Origin of the sequence: Phytobacter palmae, from assembly GCF_039409775.1 — a bacterium.
Lineage (GTDB): Bacteria > Pseudomonadota > Gammaproteobacteria > Enterobacterales > Enterobacteriaceae > Phytobacter > Phytobacter palmae.
Map to the genome: position 1 here is coordinate 15,383 of NZ_JBCIVJ010000016.1, position 18,291 is coordinate 33,673.

Below are 18,291 nucleotides of genomic sequence, written 5' to 3' on the forward strand. Positions count from 1 at the left end.
TCATTGTCGTCGTGGTAACGAGGTCTACAATTACGGCGCTAACCTGTCGTTGTTGCCATGAAAAAGATAAAGCGAAATCTATGCCAACTTTTAAATGTCACTAAAAAGGCGCTATTATGCGCACCATAGTGCAAAAGGGCTGCACCACGATGGTTACATTGCACCAATTCAGTGCTTTTATGTGAACATTAAGCACCGGATTGGTGCAATTTGAGTGGGGCAGCCTAATTTCGCTTCGTGAAAATGATCACAAAGCAACCCTGCAATACTTGTTTGCGGGGGATGTTTGTGATCCTGTTTTGTAGTGCGATTAATCCGTGTACAATAACGCGCTATTTCTAAATGCCTGAGGCAAAGTTGTGATCGAAAATCTGCGTAACATCGCCATCATCGCGCACGTTGACCATGGTAAAACTACCCTGGTTGATAAGCTGCTGCAGCAATCCGGTACGTTTGATGCGCGTGCCGAAACTCAAGAGCGAGTGATGGACTCCAACGATTTGGAGAAAGAGCGTGGGATTACCATCCTGGCTAAAAACACCGCTATCAAATGGAATGATTACCGTATCAACATCGTTGATACCCCGGGGCACGCCGACTTCGGTGGTGAAGTTGAACGTGTTATGTCCATGGTAGATTCCGTTCTGTTGGTCGTTGATGCAATGGATGGTCCGATGCCGCAGACGCGCTTCGTGACCAAAAAAGCCTTTGCTCATGGCCTGAAACCGATTGTTGTTATCAACAAAGTTGACCGTCCGGGCGCGCGTCCTGATTGGGTTGTTGACCAGGTATTTGACCTGTTTGTTAACCTCGACGCTACCGACGAACAGCTGGACTTCCCTATCGTTTACGCCTCTGCGCTGAACGGTATCGCGGGTCTGGATCACGAAGATATGGCAGAAGACATGACTCCGCTGTATCAGACTATCGTTGATCGTGTACCGGCACCGAACGTTGACCTCGATGGCCCGCTGCAGATGCAAATCTCTCAGCTGGACTACAACAACTACGTTGGCGTCATCGGTATCGGCCGCATCAAACGCGGTAAAGTGAAACCGAACCAGCAGGTTACTATCATTGATAGCGAAGGCAAAACCCGTAACGGTAAGGTCGGTAAAGTTCTGACCCACCTGGGTCTTGAGCGTATTGAGAGCGACATCGCAGAAGCTGGCGATATCATCGCGATCACCGGTCTGGGCGAGTTGAACATCTCTGACACCATCTGCGATACGCAGAATGTTGAAGCGCTGCCAGCGCTGTCCGTTGATGAGCCGACCGTAACCATGTTCTTCTGTGTAAACACCTCTCCGTTCTGCGGCAAAGAAGGCAAGTACGTTACCTCTCGCCAGATTCTTGACCGCCTGAATAAAGAGCTGGTGCACAACGTTGCACTGCGCGTTGAAGAAACCGAAGATGCTGATGCATTCCGCGTTTCTGGTCGTGGTGAACTGCACCTGTCTGTACTGATCGAGAATATGCGTCGTGAAGGTTTCGAAATGGCGGTTTCCCGTCCGAAAGTAATCTTCCGCGAAATCGATGGCCGTAAACAAGAGCCGTTCGAAAACGTAACGCTGGACGTCGAAGAGCAGCACCAGGGTTCTGTGATGCAGGCTCTGGGTGAGCGTAAAGGCGACCTGAAAAACATGAATCCGGATGGCAAAGGCCGCGTTCGTCTCGACTACGTGATCCCAAGCCGTGGTCTGATCGGCTTCCGTTCAGAATTCATGACCATGACCTCCGGTACTGGTCTGCTGTACTCCACGTTCAGCCACTACGACGACGTTCGTCCGGGTGATGTGGGTCAGCGTCAGAACGGCGTTCTGATCTCCAACGGTCAGGGTAAAGCGGTTGCGTTTGCGCTGTTTAGCCTGCAGGACCGCGGTAAGCTGTTCCTGGGCCACGGCGCAGAAGTTTACGAAGGCCAGATCATCGGTATTCACAGCCGTTCTAACGACCTGACGGTAAACTGCCTGACCGGTAAGAAACTGACCAACATGCGTGCGTCCGGTACTGACGAAGCAACGGTTCTGGTTCCGCCGGTTAAGATGACCCTGGAGCAGGCTCTGGAGTTCATCGATGATGATGAACTGGTAGAAGTTACCCCGACCTCTATCCGTATTCGTAAACGTCACCTGACGGAAAACGATCGTCGTCGCGCTAACCGTGGTGCTAAAGAAGATTAATCTTCTTTTTCACCGGATACGTGATGTCGGGCTGGCATAATTGCCACCCGGAAAAAAAGCCGCTGATATCAGCGGCTTTTTTGTTCAGAAAAAGTACCTTAACCCTAAACGTATACGGTACTGCTCGCTGTTGTAGTAATTCCACCGATCGAGCCACTGCAACTCCAGATAGGGCATCCAGTTTTGCGTTATTTTATAGCTGAACTTATTGGTGATTTCCCAGTGATGATCTTTGCCATTCTTACTATGGTAGTCGTTTATGCGTTGGAAAAAGTGGGGCTCAAAGGTATAGAAGAAAGAATCGTTTAATTTGAAATTCCAGTAATTGGCAAATTCATGGGTATCGTTTTTATCCATTTTGCCGTTAATGTCTACCGTGTCGTAATTGCTGTGGTTGTAGCGGTAACGGAAGGTAAGATTAAACCACGGGGCAAACTTGTAATTCGTATCTAAATAAACCGCGCCGCCTGAACCATCGCGATTATCATTAATCAATCCGCCGGGTTGAAAGGTTAATTTATCGGTAGGTTTAAATAGCGGATACCAGCCCTCGATTTCATTATAGCTGTGCTTCATCTCATCCCATTTACCCACATTGTAGGCGTTGGTTGCCATCAATCCTGCGCCCATGTCAAAGTTATATCCGGCGCGAAGAATGACTTCATGAAGTTCAGAGGCTGTATTGTAGGCTTCGCGGGTTTCGACGTACGCGCCCGCAAACGCGGTGCCGGAGACGGATGAAACCAGCAGAGCGATCATTGTTTTTTTCATGATTATTCCAGGTATCAGGTACAAAAGGGCCGTCCCTCCTGCATAGCAGGAAGGGAAAGTGGGCCTGCTTTTTAGTTATAAAGTGACTGCTGACTCTTTATTTTCGGTTTTTACTTCTGGTGCCATATTCTGTTTTTTTCGATGTGTTATTTCCTCAATAATAAAAGCAAAGCGCTGCTCGTTAAGTTTGTAAAAGAATCCCATAGTCAGGGCCGCAATAATCGCCAGTGAACAAGGCCAGAGAAATATCAGCTGGCGTAAGCCCAATAGCGTTGTACTACTCTGCTCTACATTAGGGACGTAACCAATTTGGGTCAGCATGATCCCCGGCAGAAAGCCCGCCAGGGCCGCAGAGATTTTGCGTGAAAAGGTGTAACCGGTGTAGACAGATCCTTCGGTCCGGATACCGGTTTTCCACTCACCGTAATCAACGGTATCCGGCACTAACGCCCAATTCAGGCTATTTACAAAAGCGGTTCCGAAAAAGGCCATGCAGGAAAACGTGATAAACAGTAAAGAACTGCTGCCCCAGAAAAAGTTAAGGATGTCGCCGAGTGCCCACAATGCCAGTCCACCCAGATACACCTTTTTCTTGCCAAAGCGCTTCACTGCTCCGGGCACCAGCAAGACGCCCACTAAAATGCAGCCCATGCTGAAAAAGCCCATCCATGACAACAGATGAATATCATTGAGCACGTATTGGGTGTAATAGACCTGGATGGCGAGTTTGATGTTAAACGCGGCCAGCGTACACAGGTTGGCAATGCATAATACCAGCAGCGGAGGGTTGCGGAAGATGGCGTAAAATGACTTCATGATCCCGGGCTTATGGCCTTCCGGGGCGAGCTCAACGTAACGCTCTTTCACGCCGCTATAGCACCACCACATGCAGAATAATCCGCAGGTGGCAAACAGCAGTGCGGCAACCAGATAGCCCAGAGAAGGGCGGCCAACGAACAGTGACTGCACAGGCATAAAACCGACAGTACACAGTAACAACCCCACAGTGGCTCCCCCCTGTCGCCAGGCGGCAAGATGTGCACGCTCCTGCGGGTTTTTAGTGATTGCCGGCACCATTGCGCCGTAAGAACAGTTCATCAGGCTATAGAACAGGCCAAACATCATGAACAGTACGGTGGCGATGGCGGTTTTCATCGTCAGACTGAAATCATTGGCCATGAATTGGGCGGTTGCGACCAGTGCGACCGGAACAGAGGCATAGAGAATAAAAGGGCGAAACTTTCCTGCCGTTCCAGTGTTACGCCGCGAATCCAGCAGTACGCCAGTCAGCATGTCGGTAAAGGCGGTAAAGAACTTGGCAACCAGGAAGATGATCCCACCGTAAAAGGCGGGCATTCCCAGTTCATCGGTATAAAACTTCAGTAAATAGAGTGTGCCGATGCACAGCATCAGGTTCGAGCCAAAATCACCCATCCCATAGGCAAATTTTTCGCGCAGGCTCAGTTTTAGCGTTAGCGGATCATGGTTGTGATTCATAGTCGATCCTCTTAGCGCCCCGCAGGGCGCTATCTTATTGACCCGTCAGGCCAGACGTTTACGCGTTTCGATCTCGGTAACGATACGAACGTACATTTTCTCGTTGAGGTTGTAGAAGCACCCCATTGCCACGATGGTGATTACCGCCAGTGCGCAGGGGTAGATGAAGATCAGCTGCCGCAAACCCTCTACTGTTCCTGCTGATTGCACTACGTTCGGTACATAGCCGATCTGTGTCAGCATCCAGCCAGGGAAGAACCCTGCCAGTGCCTGCGATACTTTTCTAAAGAAGGTGAAGCCAGTGTAAACCGTCCCTTCAGAGCGTACGCCGGTACGCCATTCGCCATATTCCACCGTGTCAGAGACCAGTGCCCAGTTCAGGCTGTTTACAAAGGCAGAGCCAAAGAATGCAAGGCATGAGAAAGCGACAAAACTGACCGAGCCCCCGCCGAACAGATAATTGAGTAGATCGCCAGTAACCCAGATAAGCAGCCCGCCGATGTAGACTTTTTTCTTACCGAAACGGCGTACGGCGCCGGGCATTAAAAAGACACCAATAAAGATGCACCCCATACTGAAGAAGCCCATATATGAAAGCAGAATGGGGTCGTTCAGAACGTACTGGGTGTAATAGACCTGAATAGCGAGTTTGACGTTAAATGCGCCCAGGGTGCAGAGGTTGGCAATGCACAAAATAAACAGCGGGCGGTTCCCGGCAATAGCGCGAAACGACTGCAACAAGCCAGGTTTTTGTGCGGGATTGGCAGGCTGCGTCTCGACATAACGTTCGGTCACACCCTTATAGCACCACCACATAAAGAACAGCCCGAACAGCGAGAAAAGGGTGGCGGCGAAGATATACCCCAGCTGGTGGTTGCCCTCAATCAGGTTCATGACAGGCACAAAGGCGACCGTACACAGCAGCAGTCCCAGCGTCGCACCGCCTTGTCGCCATGCTGCCAGTGAGGCGCGTTCATCCGGGTTTTTGGTGATGGCCGGAACCATTGCGCCGTAGGAACAGTTCATCATGCTAAAGAACAGCCCATAGAGCATAAACAGTACCGTGGCCATCACGGTTTTGCCGGTTACTTCAAACGGCGTACCGACAAAGTTAGCAATAGCCAGCAGCGTCACCGGGAAAGCAGCGTAAAGCACGAACGGACGGAATTTTCCTTTAGGGCCAATATTGCGCCGGGAATCGAGCATAATGCCCGTACCCATATCGGTAAACGCGGTAAAGAATTTGGCGATCAAGAAGATAATGCCGCCATAAGTTCCCGGCAGCCCTAATACGTCGGTGTAGAATTTCAGTAGATAAAGCGTGCCAATATCCAACAGGATATTGGAACCTAAATCGCCCATCCCATAGGCTAATTTTTCTTTAAATGGCAAACGTAGGGTTGCCGGATCGGCAGAGGTCTGACTCATTTTTTATTCTCCTGATGCCCGAAGTTTTACCTGCGGGCGAGTCTCATTAGATGTTCTTCAATGTCGCGAACAATGACGCCCATTCGCTCTGCGCCCGGTAAAAGACCGGTGGTTTGCCGAGCGGGGCATCTACGCTGACATCACCGCCGGAACACGGCTCTCCGGTCCAGACATTGATCCAGGTATCTTCTGGCAGATATAAAGACCAGTCTCTACGGCCCTGCTCGTACACAGGCGCAACCAGCAGGTCGCGACCGAATAGATATTGATATTTCAGGGTGTAGGTGCGCGCATCATCTTCGTAATGCAGGAATAACGGGCGCATGACCGGCAGACCTGTTGCGGCGTTCTGCGCCACGGACTGTTTTATGTAGGGTTTAAGCGTCGTAAATACGGTGGTCATACGAGCAAAGTGGGCAATGGTTTCTGCGTCACCGTCAAATTGCCAGTTATCACCTGGACGGTTGCCTTCGTGGGTACGCATCATCGGGGTAAAGGCGCTGAAATCGCACCAGCGCAGCAGTAACTCTTTACTGCGTTTCATTTCGAACAGAGTGGTGTAACCGCCGATATCGCTATGGTGTAAACCGTGGCCGGTCATCGCTAAGGACAGCGCTGCCGGGACGACGGAAGCCAGGCCATCATCGAGACTCCAGTCCACGTTCTGGTCACCCGCCCACATCATGACGGAATACTTCTGGCTGCCCGTCGACCCTGCGCGCATGAAGAAGAGGATGTCGCCGAGTTTGCCGGTTTCCAGCAGCGCTTCGTAGTTACACTTCGCCCACAGTGCAGGCCAGGCGTTATGCATAATTTCGGCGCTGACACCGTTGTGCAGATAGGTATCGGTTGGCAAATATTCGCCAAAGTCGGCCATCCAGCCGTTACAACCCAGGGCGATCAGGTTCTGCTTGATAACGTTTTTGAACCAGTCGTAGGCCTGAGGGTTGGTCAGATCGACCACGCCGCCGTGGAATTCCCCGAACTCGACGAGATAATTGCCACCGGACGCATCCTTGGCCAGATAACCGCGTTCTGCCGCTTCGGCATACAGATCTTTGTCGCTGGCTACATAAGGGTTGATGTAAGAAAGGAACTGCACGCCTTCGCTATTCCACTGCTGGATGCGGGTATCAAGCTGCGGATAAAGCTCGCTGTTCCACTTCCAGTTCCACATGACGCGCTTACCGAAGGAGGTCATGCGAATACCTGACCAGTCCTGCGCCCAGATACCGTTCACCTTCACGCCGCCGTTTCGCATAGTGTCCAGTTTCTGCTGGCACACTTCGGTTCCGCCCTGAATACCGAGTGTGACCCCGTCATAGACCCAATCAGGTAGTTCTGGCTGGCGACCTAACAGCGCCGTCAGTTTTTCCAGCAGCGCAATGTAAGTGTCTGCACATTCGAAGCGGATTGTGGCGTTATCTTCCCACAGTGCCAGTTCGTGATATTCCGGCGCGCTGAAATCGAAATTCATATAACAGCTATTATCAACGTGGCAGTAGTACTTCTGCGTACTGACAAATGTCGGCTGTGGGAAAAAGGTCCAGTAATAGTCGCCGCCAGCGTTCTCTTTACAGTCCGCCTGCCAGGTTACGTAGCTTTGTTTATTACGCCCAACGCCTTGCTCACTGGTCCATAGCGGGAAGGGTTTACCGCGCAGGTCAAAATACGAGAACTGCTCGCCGCAACCATAAATATGATCCTGCGGCTGCGCCGCCAGACGCAGCCAGATGCGATTGTGGCTGGTGGCGTCATTGTTCAGTTTGAACATCAGGCGGCCTTCTTCATCCGCGCCAATGCGCAACGTGGCGCTGACGGCATCGCCACGGGTAAAGCGGATAACCCAGCCAGCGCTCTCTTTCACCACCGTTGCGTCGGTGAGTGCCACTTTTTCATTCAGCTTATCTTTAATGCTGAAATTGCCGCGAAACATATCAATATCGGCGACACCTGTACCAACCCACAAGCAGGGGGTTTGTGCACTGTGGCGCAGGATCAGACGTTGTTGCCAGCGCAGCGTAAAGCCGTCTTGTTGTGTTGTAAGTTCAAGATCGCGTAAATGATGTTGTCGTAAATCCATTATGATCTCCGTAAAAGTAGGGTATTCCGGTTATTCATCTCTGGCGTTAATCGCAGCCGATCGAAAAGGCGAGGTTGTGTGTCTCTTCCGGGGCCAGAAAAAATAAATCCACGCCGGAATTAAATGCATTCGGCGGACAACTCATTGGTTCAATGGCAAGGCCGAGGCGTTGTAATTTGTCGCCGGTATAGATTTGCAACCAGGGTTGGCTGGTACGAAGCCAGGTGGTCATGGCTTGCTGAATGCTGGTTATTCTCACTTCCCATGGAGCTGGTGCTGTTCTGGCTTTAAACGTGTGGTCTATTTGGGTGCTGCCGATTTCCCGGGTAGTGCTGAAATCCAGCGCGTTGGCCACTGGTTGCAGCGTATCGACACTGAACAGATCTGTAGCGGGCATCGTTAGCGTACAGCCATCTATTTTTTCCAGATTGCATGTTAAATAAGGGTGGGCACCTGCGCCGTAGGGCGCAGGTTTATCGCCGATGTTGCGGGTAATAATGCTGGCGCTCAGACCGGTGTCAGCATCCAGGCGATATATGACGTTACAGACCAGCGCGAAAGGGTAACCATATGACGGCGGTAGAAAGACACTTAGCGTGACGCTATTCGCACACTGATCGCAAACTTGCCAGTCTCGCCAGGCGAGCAGACCATGAATCGCGCTGTGCGATACAGGGTCGTTCACCGGCAGATTGAATACCTTTCCATCATGTTCATAGCGGCCATCAGCAACGCGATTTGGCCAGGGAACGAGAACCTTCCCCATATGGGCCAGTGGCATTTCTTCCGGCTTATGCGCAATGACAAGATGACGCCCACAGTGCGTCAGCTCAGCTATTCCCGCGCCAACCGAAACGATTTTTGCCTGATAACGCCCTGCGATCAGGATGATAGTTCTTCCGCTACTGTGCATGGCTGGTTTCCTTGTCGATGACTTATTTCGCTTTTACATCCAGCAACCCGGCGGCGACGGCAGGTGCCAGTCCGGGTGCGAGAGGAAGACGCGGGATCACCAGGCAATGCAGAAGGTGGTAAATGTCCTGTTTGCCATCCCAGACTTTGGTGGTCACCATGTTGTTGGTATCCAGTTCCTGCCACCATGACCCGGTTTCGTAATCCATCAGGTATTTGATGCAGTAGTCCCACCAGCGTTGATACCAGGCTTCGTATTGCGGATCGCCGGTTACGCTATAGAGTGCGTATGCCGTACCCATGGCTTCGACGATTGGCCAACGAACGCGTTCACGTACGATAGGTGTGCCGTCCCAGTCCACTGAATAGACAAAGCCTTCTGCGCCGTCCGGTGCCCATGCATCACGAATTGTGGCGTGGAAAAGGCCTTTCGCATCCTCCAGCAGCCATTCGGGGGGCGTTTCAAAGCGCGCTTCCAGCGCGGCGCGAAGATGGAGCATCAGGCGGCCCCACTCAATCCAGTGGCCTGGCGTGCCGCCATAAGCACGGAAGCGATGGGCTGGATTGTCTTTGTTGTAATCCCGCAGCGGATTCCAGTTCGCATCAAAATGTTCGTTAACGCGATACTCACCACGACGGGCGACGTCATGAATAATGACCGATGTTATCCGCAGCGCACGGTCCAGCCATTTGCGGTCATGAGTCACGTCATAGACAATCAGGAATGCCTCGACGGCATGCATGTTAGCGTTACCGCCGCGGTAATCTTCCGTCTTACTAAACGCTTCATCCCAGGACTCGAGGCACATTTGTTCCTCTTCGCTCCAGAAATATTTCTCGATAACCGCAATCGCCTCATCTAATAGAGGGCGGGCCGCAGGATGTCCGGTGGTGACTGCACTTGCCGCACCTAAGAGGACAAAAAAGTGCTGATAGCCCTGTTTTGATGCATCAATAACGCCTTCGTCATTTACACAGGCGTACCAGCCGCCGTGTTGTTTATCGCGCAGTGGGCCGTTGAGGGCGTTGATGCCGTGTTCAACAAGCGCCAGGGCGCCGGGACGACCCATTGCCGCTGCAACGGCATAAACATGCAGCATGCGGGCAGTGATCCAAAGATGCGTGCCCATATCTTTTCTGACCTGACCGTTATTACCCAGCCAGCCAAAACCGGTGGGTACGGCGGCATTCTTGCCAAAATCAAAAATTCGGTCAGTTTCTTGTTCCAGCCAGCGATGGTGACTGAGTGTGTTAAACCATTTCATCGTTCTGTTCTCCTCAGCGGCGGGCCATCATTTCGTCAACGATTTCACCCAGACGCTGCAGTTTGGGTACGGAGATATCCCGCAACATCATTTCTGTGTCGGGTAGACCAATTACCGAAGACCATACGGCCCGCCCCGCCAGAAAACCCGAGGCGCCCGCTGTCATCGCAATTCTTACCGCGCGGGGGAATAATTTTTCGTCAATGCCGGACGAGAGGATGACCCAGGGCATACTGATATGCTCGTTGAGTCGTTGGGATGCGTTCAGGAGCGTTTGCTGACTTCCTTTACCAAACAGCGGCATTTCAACTTTGTAGAGGTCTGCTCCGCTGTCGCCCAGCTCTTTGGCTGCGTCAATAATGGCTTGTTCACGATCGAATGAAGCGCTGCGACGCGGCGGGCGAACCACTGGCTCAATAATGCTTACCAGTCCATTGGTATGGCAGATCTGGTTAAACTCTTTCACCATTTCAAGACGTTGCTGAGGATCTTCATCGCTGCGCCACAGCACCAGTAGTTTCAAAGCCTTGCCACCGTCACGTTTTACCGCCTGCGCGTCGACCTGTTTATCGATGATGACGCTATCGACCGGAATACCATTACCAGGAATAAATTTGTCAGCGGCGACGATCATCGCGCAGTTTTGCGCGACGGCATTTTGCTCCACCACCTGGCGGTAGCAGAATTGCTGATCAACCAAAATGGCTGAGGCGTAAGGGGAAAGAATTTTGGCAGCGTTAACTTTAAAGTCCGTGAGTACCTGATCGGCCACCGGTTGCGGCGCGCCGGCGGCAGCAAACATCAAACGCATAGCTTCGCGTTGGTCAACGGCCAGCATGGAAAAACCGCCGGAAGGTCGGGTGATATCTTTCAGGGTGTATTGCGACATTCTTCTGTCCTTATCCAGTCATGAATGGTGTTGAGTCAGCCCGGCGCTGGTACGCACCTGCTCTAAAATTGCGGTCCAGTCTTCACGGCCACGTCCGGCGGCTCGTGCCTGGTTGTACACTTCGCGCGATGCTGCGCCCAGCGGCATCGGGACATGCAACTGATTGGCAACATCCAGTGCGATCCCCAAATCTTTATGGGCAAGGTCGATCATAAAAGCCGGGGAAAGGTCGCCTTTCAGCACTTTGTTGGGCCATGAGGTGGTAAAGTGGCCTTTGCCTGCCGGAGTGCCGCTCATCACTTTCAGCGCCACGTCGAAGGAAAGTCCCAGGGCTTCACACAGCACGGCGGCCTCAGCTGAAAGCGCGTTGAGGGCAATACTCATGTAGTTGTTAATCAACTTGACGCGAATGCCCATCCCCGGGCCTCCCGCATTGATAAGCTCATTACCCATTGCCATCAGTACGGGGGTTGCTCGCTCAACCTGCTGCTGCGTACCGCCCGCCAGTAACAACAGCGTTCCGGCTACGGCGTGGTCGGACGTGCGGCCAACTGGCGCATCCATCATGGAGAAACCACGAGCGTGCATGTCGTCAATCAGCGTGTCTGTTTGCAGGGGGTGAATAGTGGACATGTCAATAACCAATGACTCAGGGGATAACCCCTCACAAACGCCCTGCTCACCAAACAACACTGAGCGCACCAGATCGCCATTCGGTAGCATGGTGATAACAAACTCGGCATCGGTGGCCGCTTGTGCTGGCGTGGTGGCAGCCCTGGCGCCCTTCTGCACCAGGTTTTGCACGGCCTGCGGATTTACATCGAATACCTTTAGCTGATGGCCGTTTTTTAGCAGGTTACTTGCCATTGGCGCGCCCATCTGCCCAAGCCCTATAAATGCAATTACCGCCATACCTCCCTCCTGAAAAGTGAGTTAGTGTCACATTTTGTCAATTATTGCGCGTTTTCGTTGTCTGTTTTTGATCGTATTTGTAATTTATGGTCAAAAAATTGACACTCGTCACTTTTTAAACATTTGGTGAAATTAAAATGACAACCTCTGAAACATGTAAGGATTCACCATGACTCGCATAGCTTGTGTCGGTATTACGGTATTGGACAGGATTTGGTATCTCGATGATTTACCAGCAGAAGGGGGCAAGTTCGTCGCTAAAGACTATACGGAGGTTGGCGGTGGGCCAGCAGCTACAGCTGCTGTTGCCGCGGCAAAGCTTGGGGCAACCGTGGATTTTATTGGTCGCGTTGGTGACGATGAAACGGGTAATCGCCTGCTCGCGGAACTTGAGTCGTATGGCGTAAATACTCGATATACCCGAGTTTATAAAGGGGCACGGTCATCTCAGTCTGCGGTACTGGTAGATGGGAGAGGGGAGCGTATTATCACAAACTACCCAAGCCCGGATTTATTGCCTGACGCCGATTGGCTCAATGAACTCGATTTCTCTCAATGGGACGTGGTACTGGCTGATGTCCGCTGGCATGAGGGGGCGAAACGAGCCTTTACACTGGCTCGTCAGCAGGGGGTGATGACAGTTCTGGATGCCGATGTCACGCCGCAGGATATTACCGATCTGGTGGCATTGAGTGACCATGCTGCGTTTTCTGCACCGGGTTTACGCCGTCTTACCGGGCTGGAAGATAACGTCGTGGCATTGAAAAAATCACAAACAATCACAAATGGACATGTTTATGTCACTCAGGGATCTGAAGGATGCTACTGGCTGGAAAGTAATAATGTGAAGCATCAGCCGGGTTTTCGTGTTGATGTAGTCGATACCACGGGGGCCGGGGATGTGTTTCATGGCGCACTGGCGGTAAGTCTGGCGCAAAAAACGACCATGGCAGAGGCGGTGAAGTTTGCAAGCGCAGTGGCCGCGCTCAAATGTACACGCCCTGGTGGGCGTGTCGGGATACCCGACTGTGATCAAACCCGCTCTTTTCTGTCACTTTTTGTATAAAATGCGGGGCACGATGGTTTTGAGAGGGATACCCATGAGCCTTACCGAACTGACCGGTAATCCGCGGCACGACCACCTGCTGGCGCTGATTGCTGAACGTGGTTATATGAACATCGATGAGCTGGCACAACTGCTGGATGTTTCCACCCAGACGGTTCGGCGTGATATTCGTAAGTTAAGCGAACAGGGGCTGATCACCCGTCACCACGGAGGGGCCGGGCGTGCCTCCAGCGTCGTCAACACCGCTTTTGAGCAGCGAGAGGTTTCCCTGCTGGATGAGAAAAAAGCGATTGCGGAAGCCATCGCTGACTATATCCCGGATGGCTCGACCGTGTTTATCACCATCGGAACGACGGTAGAACACGTGGCACGTGCGTTGCTTAATCATAACCACCTGCGCATTATCACCAACAGTCTACGGGTGGCACATATTCTGTATAAAAATCCGCAGTTTGAGGTAATGGTGCCTGGTGGAACGCTGCGTTCGCATAATGGCGGTATTATTGGCCCGTCCGTGGCAAGTTTTGTGCAGGGATTTCGTGCTGATTACCTGGTCACCAGCATCGGTGCCGTAGAAAGCGATGGTGCACTGCTGGAGTTTGACGTCAATGAAGCCAACGTGGCAAAAACGATGATGATGCATTCGCGGCAGATTTTACTGGCCGTTGATCACACCAAATTTAACGCCTCTGCTGCCGTGGAGATTGGCAATATCAAACAGATTACGGCGCTCTTTACCGATAATCTGCCTCCGGCGCCGGTTCATCAGTTACTGAAAAACCATCAAATTGAAATTAACCAGATTGCCGTAGACCAGACCGATGTAGAAAACAGTTTTTGATGAACTGAAAATCATTTCCTTACCCGTCACAATCCTGTCGCCCGCCAGAGCGGGCGAACTATTCAACTTCTGACTTTCCCGCTACAGTTAACTTTCCACGGAAAATTAGGAGAGAGAGATGCTCTATATCTTTGATTTGGGTAACGTGATCGTTGATATCGACTTCAATCGGGTGCTGGGTGTATGGAGTGACTTCAGCCGTGTGCCGCTAGCAACGCTCAAACAAAGCTTCACGATGGGCGAGACTTTCCAGCTTCACGAGCGGGGTGAAATCAGTGATGAAGATTTCGCCAAAGCGCTGTGTGAAGAGATGTCCATGTCGTTAAGTTTTGAGCAATTTGCGACGGGCTGGCAGGCGGTTTTTGTCTCCCTGCGTAAGGAGGTTGTCAGCATCATGAAACAACTGCGTGAGCAAGGGCACCGCGTAGTGGTGCTCTCTAATACCAACAGTCTCCATACCACGTACTGGCCGGATCAATACCCGGAAATTTTGGCCGCCGCCGACCATATTTATCTTTCGCAAGATATGGGAATGCGTAAGCCGGAAACGCGCATCTATCAACGTGTACTCGAACTGGAAGGCTATAGCGCTGATAACACTGTCTTTTTCGATGATAATGCGAATAATATAGAAGGGGCCAACCAGTTGGGGATTACCAGTATTCTGGTGACGGGTAAGAACACCCTCCCTGACTATTTTGCGAAGCAGTTATGCTGAAATTTATTCGCCATAAAACGAAACACCATACGCGACCCATTTGGTCGTGGCTGAAATTACTCTGGTTGCGTATCGATGAAGACCATATGACAACACTGGCGGGAAATCTCGCCTATGTTTCCTTGCTTTCATTGGTGCCGCTAATTGCCGTTATTTTTGCGTTATTTGCCGCGTTTCCGATGTTTTCTGAGGTTAGCATCCAACTGCGTCATTTTGTTTTTGCGAATTTTATTCCTACCACCGGCGATGTGATTCAACGCTATATCGAACAGTTCGTTGCCAATTCAAGCAAAATGACCGCCGTTGGCGCATGCGGGCTGGTGGTGACATCATTATTGTTGATGTACTCCATCGACAGCGCACTGAATTCCATCTGGCGCAGTACGCGCGTGCGTCCGCGAATATACTCCTTTGCTGTCTACTGGATGATCCTGACGCTGGGGCCGCTACTTGCCGGGGCGAGCCTGGCGATAAGCTCCTATTTGCTCTCTCTGCGCTGGGCCAGTGGACTCAACGGCGCGATAGATAATATGCTGCGCGTTTTCCCGCTCATTTTGTCATGGATCTCTTTTTGGTTGTTGTACAGCATTGTGCCAACCACCCGCGTGCCCAATCGTGATGCAGTGATTGGTGCTTTTGTCGCCGCTGTGTTATTTGAAGCGGGGAAAAAAGGGTTTGCGCTTTATATCACCACATTTCCTTCTTATCAGCTTATTTATGGCGTGCTGGCGGTGGTCCCGATTTTGTTTCTGTGGGTCTACTGGACATGGTGTATCGTCTTGCTTGGCGCTGAAATAACTGTCACTCTCGGTGAATATCGACGATTAAAAAAAGCCGCAGAACAAGAAGAAGACCAACCATGATTGCATTGATACAACGTGTATCCCAGGCCAGCGTTACCGTGGCGGGTGAAGTGACGGGTGAAATCGGCCCGGGACTTTTGGTGTTGTTAGGTGTCGAAAGGGAAGATGACGAGCAAAAAGCGAACCGCCTGTGCGAGCGTGTGCTGGGGTATCGCATTTTCAGTGACGCTGACGGCAAGATGAACCTTAATGTTCAGCAGTCCGGCGGCAGCGTACTGGTGGTGTCACAATTTACGCTGGCGGCGGATACCGAACGCGGCATGCGTCCTGGTTTCTCCAGAGGAGCCGCGCCGGAAAAGGCGCAGGCGCTATATGACTATTTCGTCAATCGCTGCCGTAGCCAGCAGATAGAAACACAGACCGGACGATTCGCCGCAGATATGCAGGTATCGCTGGTTAATGACGGCCCCGTAACGTTCTGGTTGCAAGTATGAGCCAGCTTGCGGAGTTGCCACGGGTAACAAGAGAGAATACAGCTATGTATCACCTTCGCGTACCGCAAACAGAAGAAGAGCTAGAGCTTTACTACCAGTTCCGTTGGGAGATGCTGCGCAAGCCACTGCATCAGCCGAAAGGTTCCGAACGTGATGCCTGGGATGCCATGGCCCATCATCAAATGGTTGTGGATGAAGAAGGCGAAATCGTTGCCGTTGGTCGGTTATATATCAATGCCGACAATGAGGCTTCGATCCGTTTTATGGCCGTACATCCCTCGGTGCAGGATAAAGGGCTCGGCACGCTGATGGCGATGACGCTGGAATCTGTCGCGCGCCAGGAAGGTGTGAAACGGGTAACCTGTAGCGCGCGTGAAGATGCGGTGGAGTTCTTCGCAAAACTGGGGTTTATCAATGAGGGTGAAATTACCGCCCCGCAAACCACGCCGGTACGCCATTTTCTGATGATCAAACCCGTGGCGACGCTGGATGATATTCTGCATCGCGGCGACTGGTGCGGGCAGTTGCAGCAAGCCTGGTATCAGCACATTCCGCTCAGTGAAAAGATGGGCGTGCGTATTCAGCAGTATACCGGGCAGAAATTTATCACCACTATGCCGGAGACGGGCAACCAGAACCCACACCATACGTTGTTTGCCGGAAGCCTGTTCTCGCTGGCGACACTAACGGGCTGGGGGCTTATCTGGTTGATGCTGCGCGAGCGGCATCTGGGCGGGACGATTATCCTTGCCGATGCGCATATCCGCTACAGCACGCCAATCACGGGTAAACCCAGCGCGATTGCCGATCTTGGCTCCCTGAGTGGTGATCTCGACAGACTGGCTCGTGGGCGTAAAGCGCGGGTTCAGTTGCAGGTAGAACTGTTTGGTGACGATAAGCAGGGTGCCTTATTTGAGGCGGTTTATATCGTGCTACCAGCTAAACCGTATGGCGCTTTTGAAGAAGGCGGCAATGAAGAAGAGTGATTAGCGAGTCCGGCGCCAGGCCGGACCCGACTTTGTTAAAGTAAAACTATTCGGCAAAGTAAAACCACGCGGTTTTTATCAAGCCATCCTGAACCTCATACACTGCCATATTCTCGATAACCTGCTCGCCGATGCCGTAGATTTTTTCGTGATCGAACACCTTATTCCCCATCACGATGCTGCTGAGTAACTCAGCCCTCAGCGCCGGGTTGTTAAAACGATGCTGACTGTAAAACGCGCGCAACGCTTCCCGACCCTGTGTAGAAGGGGATGTGGCCGGCATACGCCATGCGGTAAAATCTTCGCTAAAACAGGCGGCGAACATATCAATGTCATGGGCGTTATAGGCGGCAAATTGTCTTTCGACGGGCGCAACGATGGGCATACATAGTATTTCCTTGCTGAGTCGATGTGTGTTTCTTCCTTTCGGTTATCTCTTGCAGCGTTAATAAACTTCGCCGCTATGCAAACCTTATTTAAATTCTCCATGTGGTAACAATTCCAGTCGCCATGCCACATCTCTTATCGCCCCGCGTGCTGTTTTGCTAATGCCGCCAAGCTGAAAGAAGCCGTGAATTACCCCCAGGTGGTGCTGGCAGGAACATTCCACCCCTTGCCCGGTCATCCGTTGAAACAACGCTTCGCCTTCATCGCAGAGCGGGTCATATTCGGCGGTAAAAATATGCACAGGCGGAAGGCCGTTGAAATCATCGCGCCAGAGTGGACTGGCTTCCGGGTGCATTGGATCCGTCTCACCGAGATACAATTCGTAGCCGCTGAGCAACGCATCACGGGTAATCACATAGTCATCGCCGTTGCTGGTGTAGCTTTCAAAACAGGCGGTCGCATCGAGCATCGGATAAATCAGGATCAGTTGAGCGGGTTGCCATACCTGTGCCGCCTTCAGGCGAAGCGCCGTAACCAGCGCCAGGTGTCCACCTGCGCTGTCTCCGGCAAGGGTGATTTTTTGCCGATCGACGCCCAGCTCAGCAGCATTTTGCCAGATAATCTCCGCCCCTTTCTGCGCGTCATCATGCGCGGCAGGAAACGTATGTTCCGGGGCCAGACGATACTGCACCGCAATCACCTGACAGCCGCTATAAAAGGCGAGCTGGCGCAATTGTTTGTCATGGGTGGCAAACTCACCGCTGATAAAACAGCCGCCGTGGTAATAGATCAGCGTGGGCAATGGGCCTGTTACGGTCAGAGGGGAGATAACGCGAAATGTCATACCGTCGAGATGCACATCTTTCACGTTTACCCGGGTTTCCGTTTCACCTGCCAGCACGGTACTGGCGAGGTATCCTGCTCTGCGTTCATCGATACTTTTTTCCCGCGAGGATGGCCGCCCTGCGGCGATAAACTCCCTGACCAGCTCTGCAATTCCTGTTTCCAGCGCCATTATCACATCTCTCATCTGTATGTATATCCAGTGTTATAACC

Annotated in this window: 17 protein-coding genes; 7 read left to right on the forward strand and 10 right to left on the reverse strand. The window is 51.9% G+C overall.

Features of this window, described 5'->3' with window-relative positions; translation table 11 throughout:
* Nucleotides 1–359: 359 nt before the first annotated feature.
* Nucleotides 360–2,183, forward strand: a complete 1,824-nt coding sequence (gene typA / locus AAIG39_RS18400) for a ribosome-dependent GTPase TypA (protein ID WP_090087573.1) — start codon at nt 360–362, stop codon at nt 2,181–2,183.
* 84 nt (nt 2,184–2,267) lie between these two features.
* Here the strand turns inward: typA and ompL are convergent, their stop codons facing one another.
* The 8 genes from ompL to yihU form a co-directional block, all read right to left on the reverse strand.
* Nucleotides 2,268–2,954 (reverse strand): porin OmpL, encoded by a 687-nt coding sequence (ompL, locus tag AAIG39_RS18405; RefSeq protein ID WP_343194458.1) that lies wholly within the window; start codon nt 2,952–2,954, stop codon nt 2,268–2,270.
* Between the two features lie 75 nt (nt 2,955–3,029).
* Complete coding sequence (locus tag AAIG39_RS18410) at nt 3,030–4,451, reverse strand: MFS transporter (RefSeq protein ID WP_090087578.1); 1,422 nt, start codon at nt 4,449–4,451, stop codon at nt 3,030–3,032.
* A 45-nt stretch (nt 4,452–4,496) separates the two neighbouring features.
* The gene (locus tag AAIG39_RS18415) at nt 4,497–5,879 is read right to left on the reverse strand and encodes an MFS transporter (protein ID WP_090087581.1); all 1,383 of its coding nucleotides are present in this window, start codon (nt 5,877–5,879) and stop codon (nt 4,497–4,499) included.
* A gap of 46 nt (nt 5,880–5,925) precedes the next feature.
* Nucleotides 5,926–7,962 (reverse strand): alpha-glucosidase, encoded by a 2,037-nt coding sequence (locus tag AAIG39_RS18420; protein ID WP_343194459.1) that lies wholly within the window; start codon nt 7,960–7,962, stop codon nt 5,926–5,928.
* Nucleotides 7,963–8,008: 46 nt separating this feature from the next.
* Nucleotides 8,009–8,875: an aldose-1-epimerase gene (locus tag AAIG39_RS18425; protein WP_090087587.1), complete on the reverse strand. Its 867-nt coding sequence runs from the start codon at nt 8,873–8,875 to the stop codon at nt 8,009–8,011.
* Between the two features lie 22 nt (nt 8,876–8,897).
* Nucleotides 8,898–10,139 (reverse strand): sulfoquinovose isomerase, encoded by a 1,242-nt coding sequence (yihS, locus tag AAIG39_RS18430; protein WP_249569703.1) that lies wholly within the window; start codon nt 10,137–10,139, stop codon nt 8,898–8,900.
* A 13-nt stretch (nt 10,140–10,152) separates the two neighbouring features.
* A complete protein-coding gene (gene yihT, locus AAIG39_RS18435; RefSeq protein ID WP_343194460.1) occupies nt 10,153–11,028 on the reverse strand; it encodes a sulfofructosephosphate aldolase in 876 nt (291 codons plus the stop codon).
* 18 nt (nt 11,029–11,046) lie between these two features.
* On the reverse strand, nt 11,047–11,940 hold the full coding sequence (gene yihU, locus AAIG39_RS18440) for a sulfolactaldehyde 3-reductase (RefSeq protein WP_249569705.1): 894 nt from the start codon (nt 11,938–11,940) through the stop codon (nt 11,047–11,049).
* Between the two features lie 169 nt (nt 11,941–12,109).
* Between yihU and AAIG39_RS18445 the strand changes: the two genes are divergently transcribed.
* The 6 genes from AAIG39_RS18445 to fabY all read left to right on the forward strand — a co-directional run bounded on the left by AAIG39_RS18445 (nt 12,110) and on the right by fabY (nt 16,848).
* Nucleotides 12,110–13,006 (forward strand): sugar kinase, encoded by an 897-nt coding sequence (locus tag AAIG39_RS18445; protein WP_343194461.1) that lies wholly within the window; start codon nt 12,110–12,112, stop codon nt 13,004–13,006.
* A 34-nt stretch (nt 13,007–13,040) separates the two neighbouring features.
* A complete protein-coding gene (locus AAIG39_RS18450) occupies nt 13,041–13,847 on the forward strand; it encodes a DeoR/GlpR family DNA-binding transcription regulator (protein ID WP_090087602.1) in 807 nt (268 codons plus the stop codon).
* A gap of 118 nt (nt 13,848–13,965) precedes the next feature.
* On the forward strand, nt 13,966–14,565 hold the full coding sequence (gene yihX, locus AAIG39_RS18455) for a glucose-1-phosphatase (RefSeq protein ID WP_090087605.1): 600 nt from the start codon (nt 13,966–13,968) through the stop codon (nt 14,563–14,565).
* Nucleotides 14,559–15,428, forward strand: a complete 870-nt coding sequence (locus AAIG39_RS18460) for a virulence factor BrkB family protein (RefSeq protein WP_090087609.1) — start codon at nt 14,559–14,561, stop codon at nt 15,426–15,428. Before yihX ends, AAIG39_RS18460 begins: the two co-directional genes overlap by 7 nt.
* Entirely contained in the window at nt 15,425–15,862 is a 438-nt protein-coding gene (gene dtd / locus AAIG39_RS18465) for a D-aminoacyl-tRNA deacylase (RefSeq protein WP_249569708.1), read from the forward strand. Before AAIG39_RS18460 ends, dtd begins: the two co-directional genes overlap by 4 nt.
* A gap of 44 nt (nt 15,863–15,906) precedes the next feature.
* On the forward strand, nt 15,907–16,848 hold the full coding sequence (fabY, locus tag AAIG39_RS18470; protein ID WP_249569747.1) for a fatty acid biosynthesis protein FabY: 942 nt from the start codon (nt 15,907–15,909) through the stop codon (nt 16,846–16,848).
* Between the two features lie 46 nt (nt 16,849–16,894).
* On the opposite strand, the gene AAIG39_RS18475 is transcribed toward fabY, so the two are convergent.
* Both AAIG39_RS18475 and AAIG39_RS18480 read right to left on the reverse strand, forming a co-directional pair.
* Complete coding sequence (locus AAIG39_RS18475) at nt 16,895–17,233, reverse strand: nuclear transport factor 2 family protein (RefSeq protein WP_343194462.1); 339 nt, start codon at nt 17,231–17,233, stop codon at nt 16,895–16,897.
* Nucleotides 17,234–17,320: 87 nt separating this feature from the next.
* Entirely contained in the window at nt 17,321–18,250 is a 930-nt protein-coding gene (locus tag AAIG39_RS18480; RefSeq protein ID WP_343194489.1) for an alpha/beta hydrolase, read from the reverse strand.
* Nucleotides 18,251–18,291: the final 41 nt, after the last annotated feature.

Excerpts from the sequence above, each read along its gene's own strand:
- yihT (WP_343194460.1), bottom strand. The coding sequence starts at position 11,028 with ATGTCGCAATACACCCTGAAAGATATCACCCGACCTTCCGGCGGTTTT.
- AAIG39_RS18415 (WP_090087581.1), bottom strand. The coding sequence starts at position 5,879 with ATGAGTCAGACCTCTGCCGATCCGGCAACCCTACGTTTGCCATTTAAA.
- AAIG39_RS18450 (WP_090087602.1), top strand. The coding sequence starts at position 13,041 with ATGAGCCTTACCGAACTGACCGGTAATCCGCGGCACGACCACCTGCTG.
- dtd (WP_249569708.1), top strand. The coding sequence starts at position 15,425 with ATGATTGCATTGATACAACGTGTATCCCAGGCCAGCGTTACCGTGGCG.
- AAIG39_RS18410 (WP_090087578.1), bottom strand. The coding sequence starts at position 4,451 with ATGAATCACAACCATGATCCGCTAACGCTAAAACTGAGCCTGCGCGAA.
- AAIG39_RS18420 (WP_343194459.1), bottom strand. The coding sequence starts at position 7,962 with ATGGATTTACGACAACATCATTTACGCGATCTTGAACTTACAACACAA.
- AAIG39_RS18460 (WP_090087609.1), top strand. The coding sequence starts at position 14,559 with ATGCTGAAATTTATTCGCCATAAAACGAAACACCATACGCGACCCATT.
- AAIG39_RS18480 (WP_343194489.1), bottom strand. The coding sequence starts at position 18,250 with ATGGCGCTGGAAACAGGAATTGCAGAGCTGGTCAGGGAGTTTATCGCC.
- AAIG39_RS18475 (WP_343194462.1), bottom strand. The coding sequence starts at position 17,233 with ATGCCCATCGTTGCGCCCGTCGAAAGACAATTTGCCGCCTATAACGCC.
- yihX (WP_090087605.1), top strand. The coding sequence starts at position 13,966 with ATGCTCTATATCTTTGATTTGGGTAACGTGATCGTTGATATCGACTTC.
- AAIG39_RS18425 (WP_090087587.1), bottom strand. The coding sequence starts at position 8,875 with ATGCACAGTAGCGGAAGAACTATCATCCTGATCGCAGGGCGTTATCAG.
- AAIG39_RS18445 (WP_343194461.1), top strand. The coding sequence starts at position 12,110 with ATGACTCGCATAGCTTGTGTCGGTATTACGGTATTGGACAGGATTTGG.
- fabY (WP_249569747.1), top strand. The coding sequence starts at position 15,907 with ATGTATCACCTTCGCGTACCGCAAACAGAAGAAGAGCTAGAGCTTTAC.
- ompL (WP_343194458.1), bottom strand. The coding sequence starts at position 2,954 with ATGAAAAAAACAATGATCGCTCTGCTGGTTTCATCCGTCTCCGGCACC.
- yihS (WP_249569703.1), bottom strand. The coding sequence starts at position 10,139 with ATGAAATGGTTTAACACACTCAGTCACCATCGCTGGCTGGAACAAGAA.
- yihU (WP_249569705.1), bottom strand. The coding sequence starts at position 11,940 with ATGGCGGTAATTGCATTTATAGGGCTTGGGCAGATGGGCGCGCCAATG.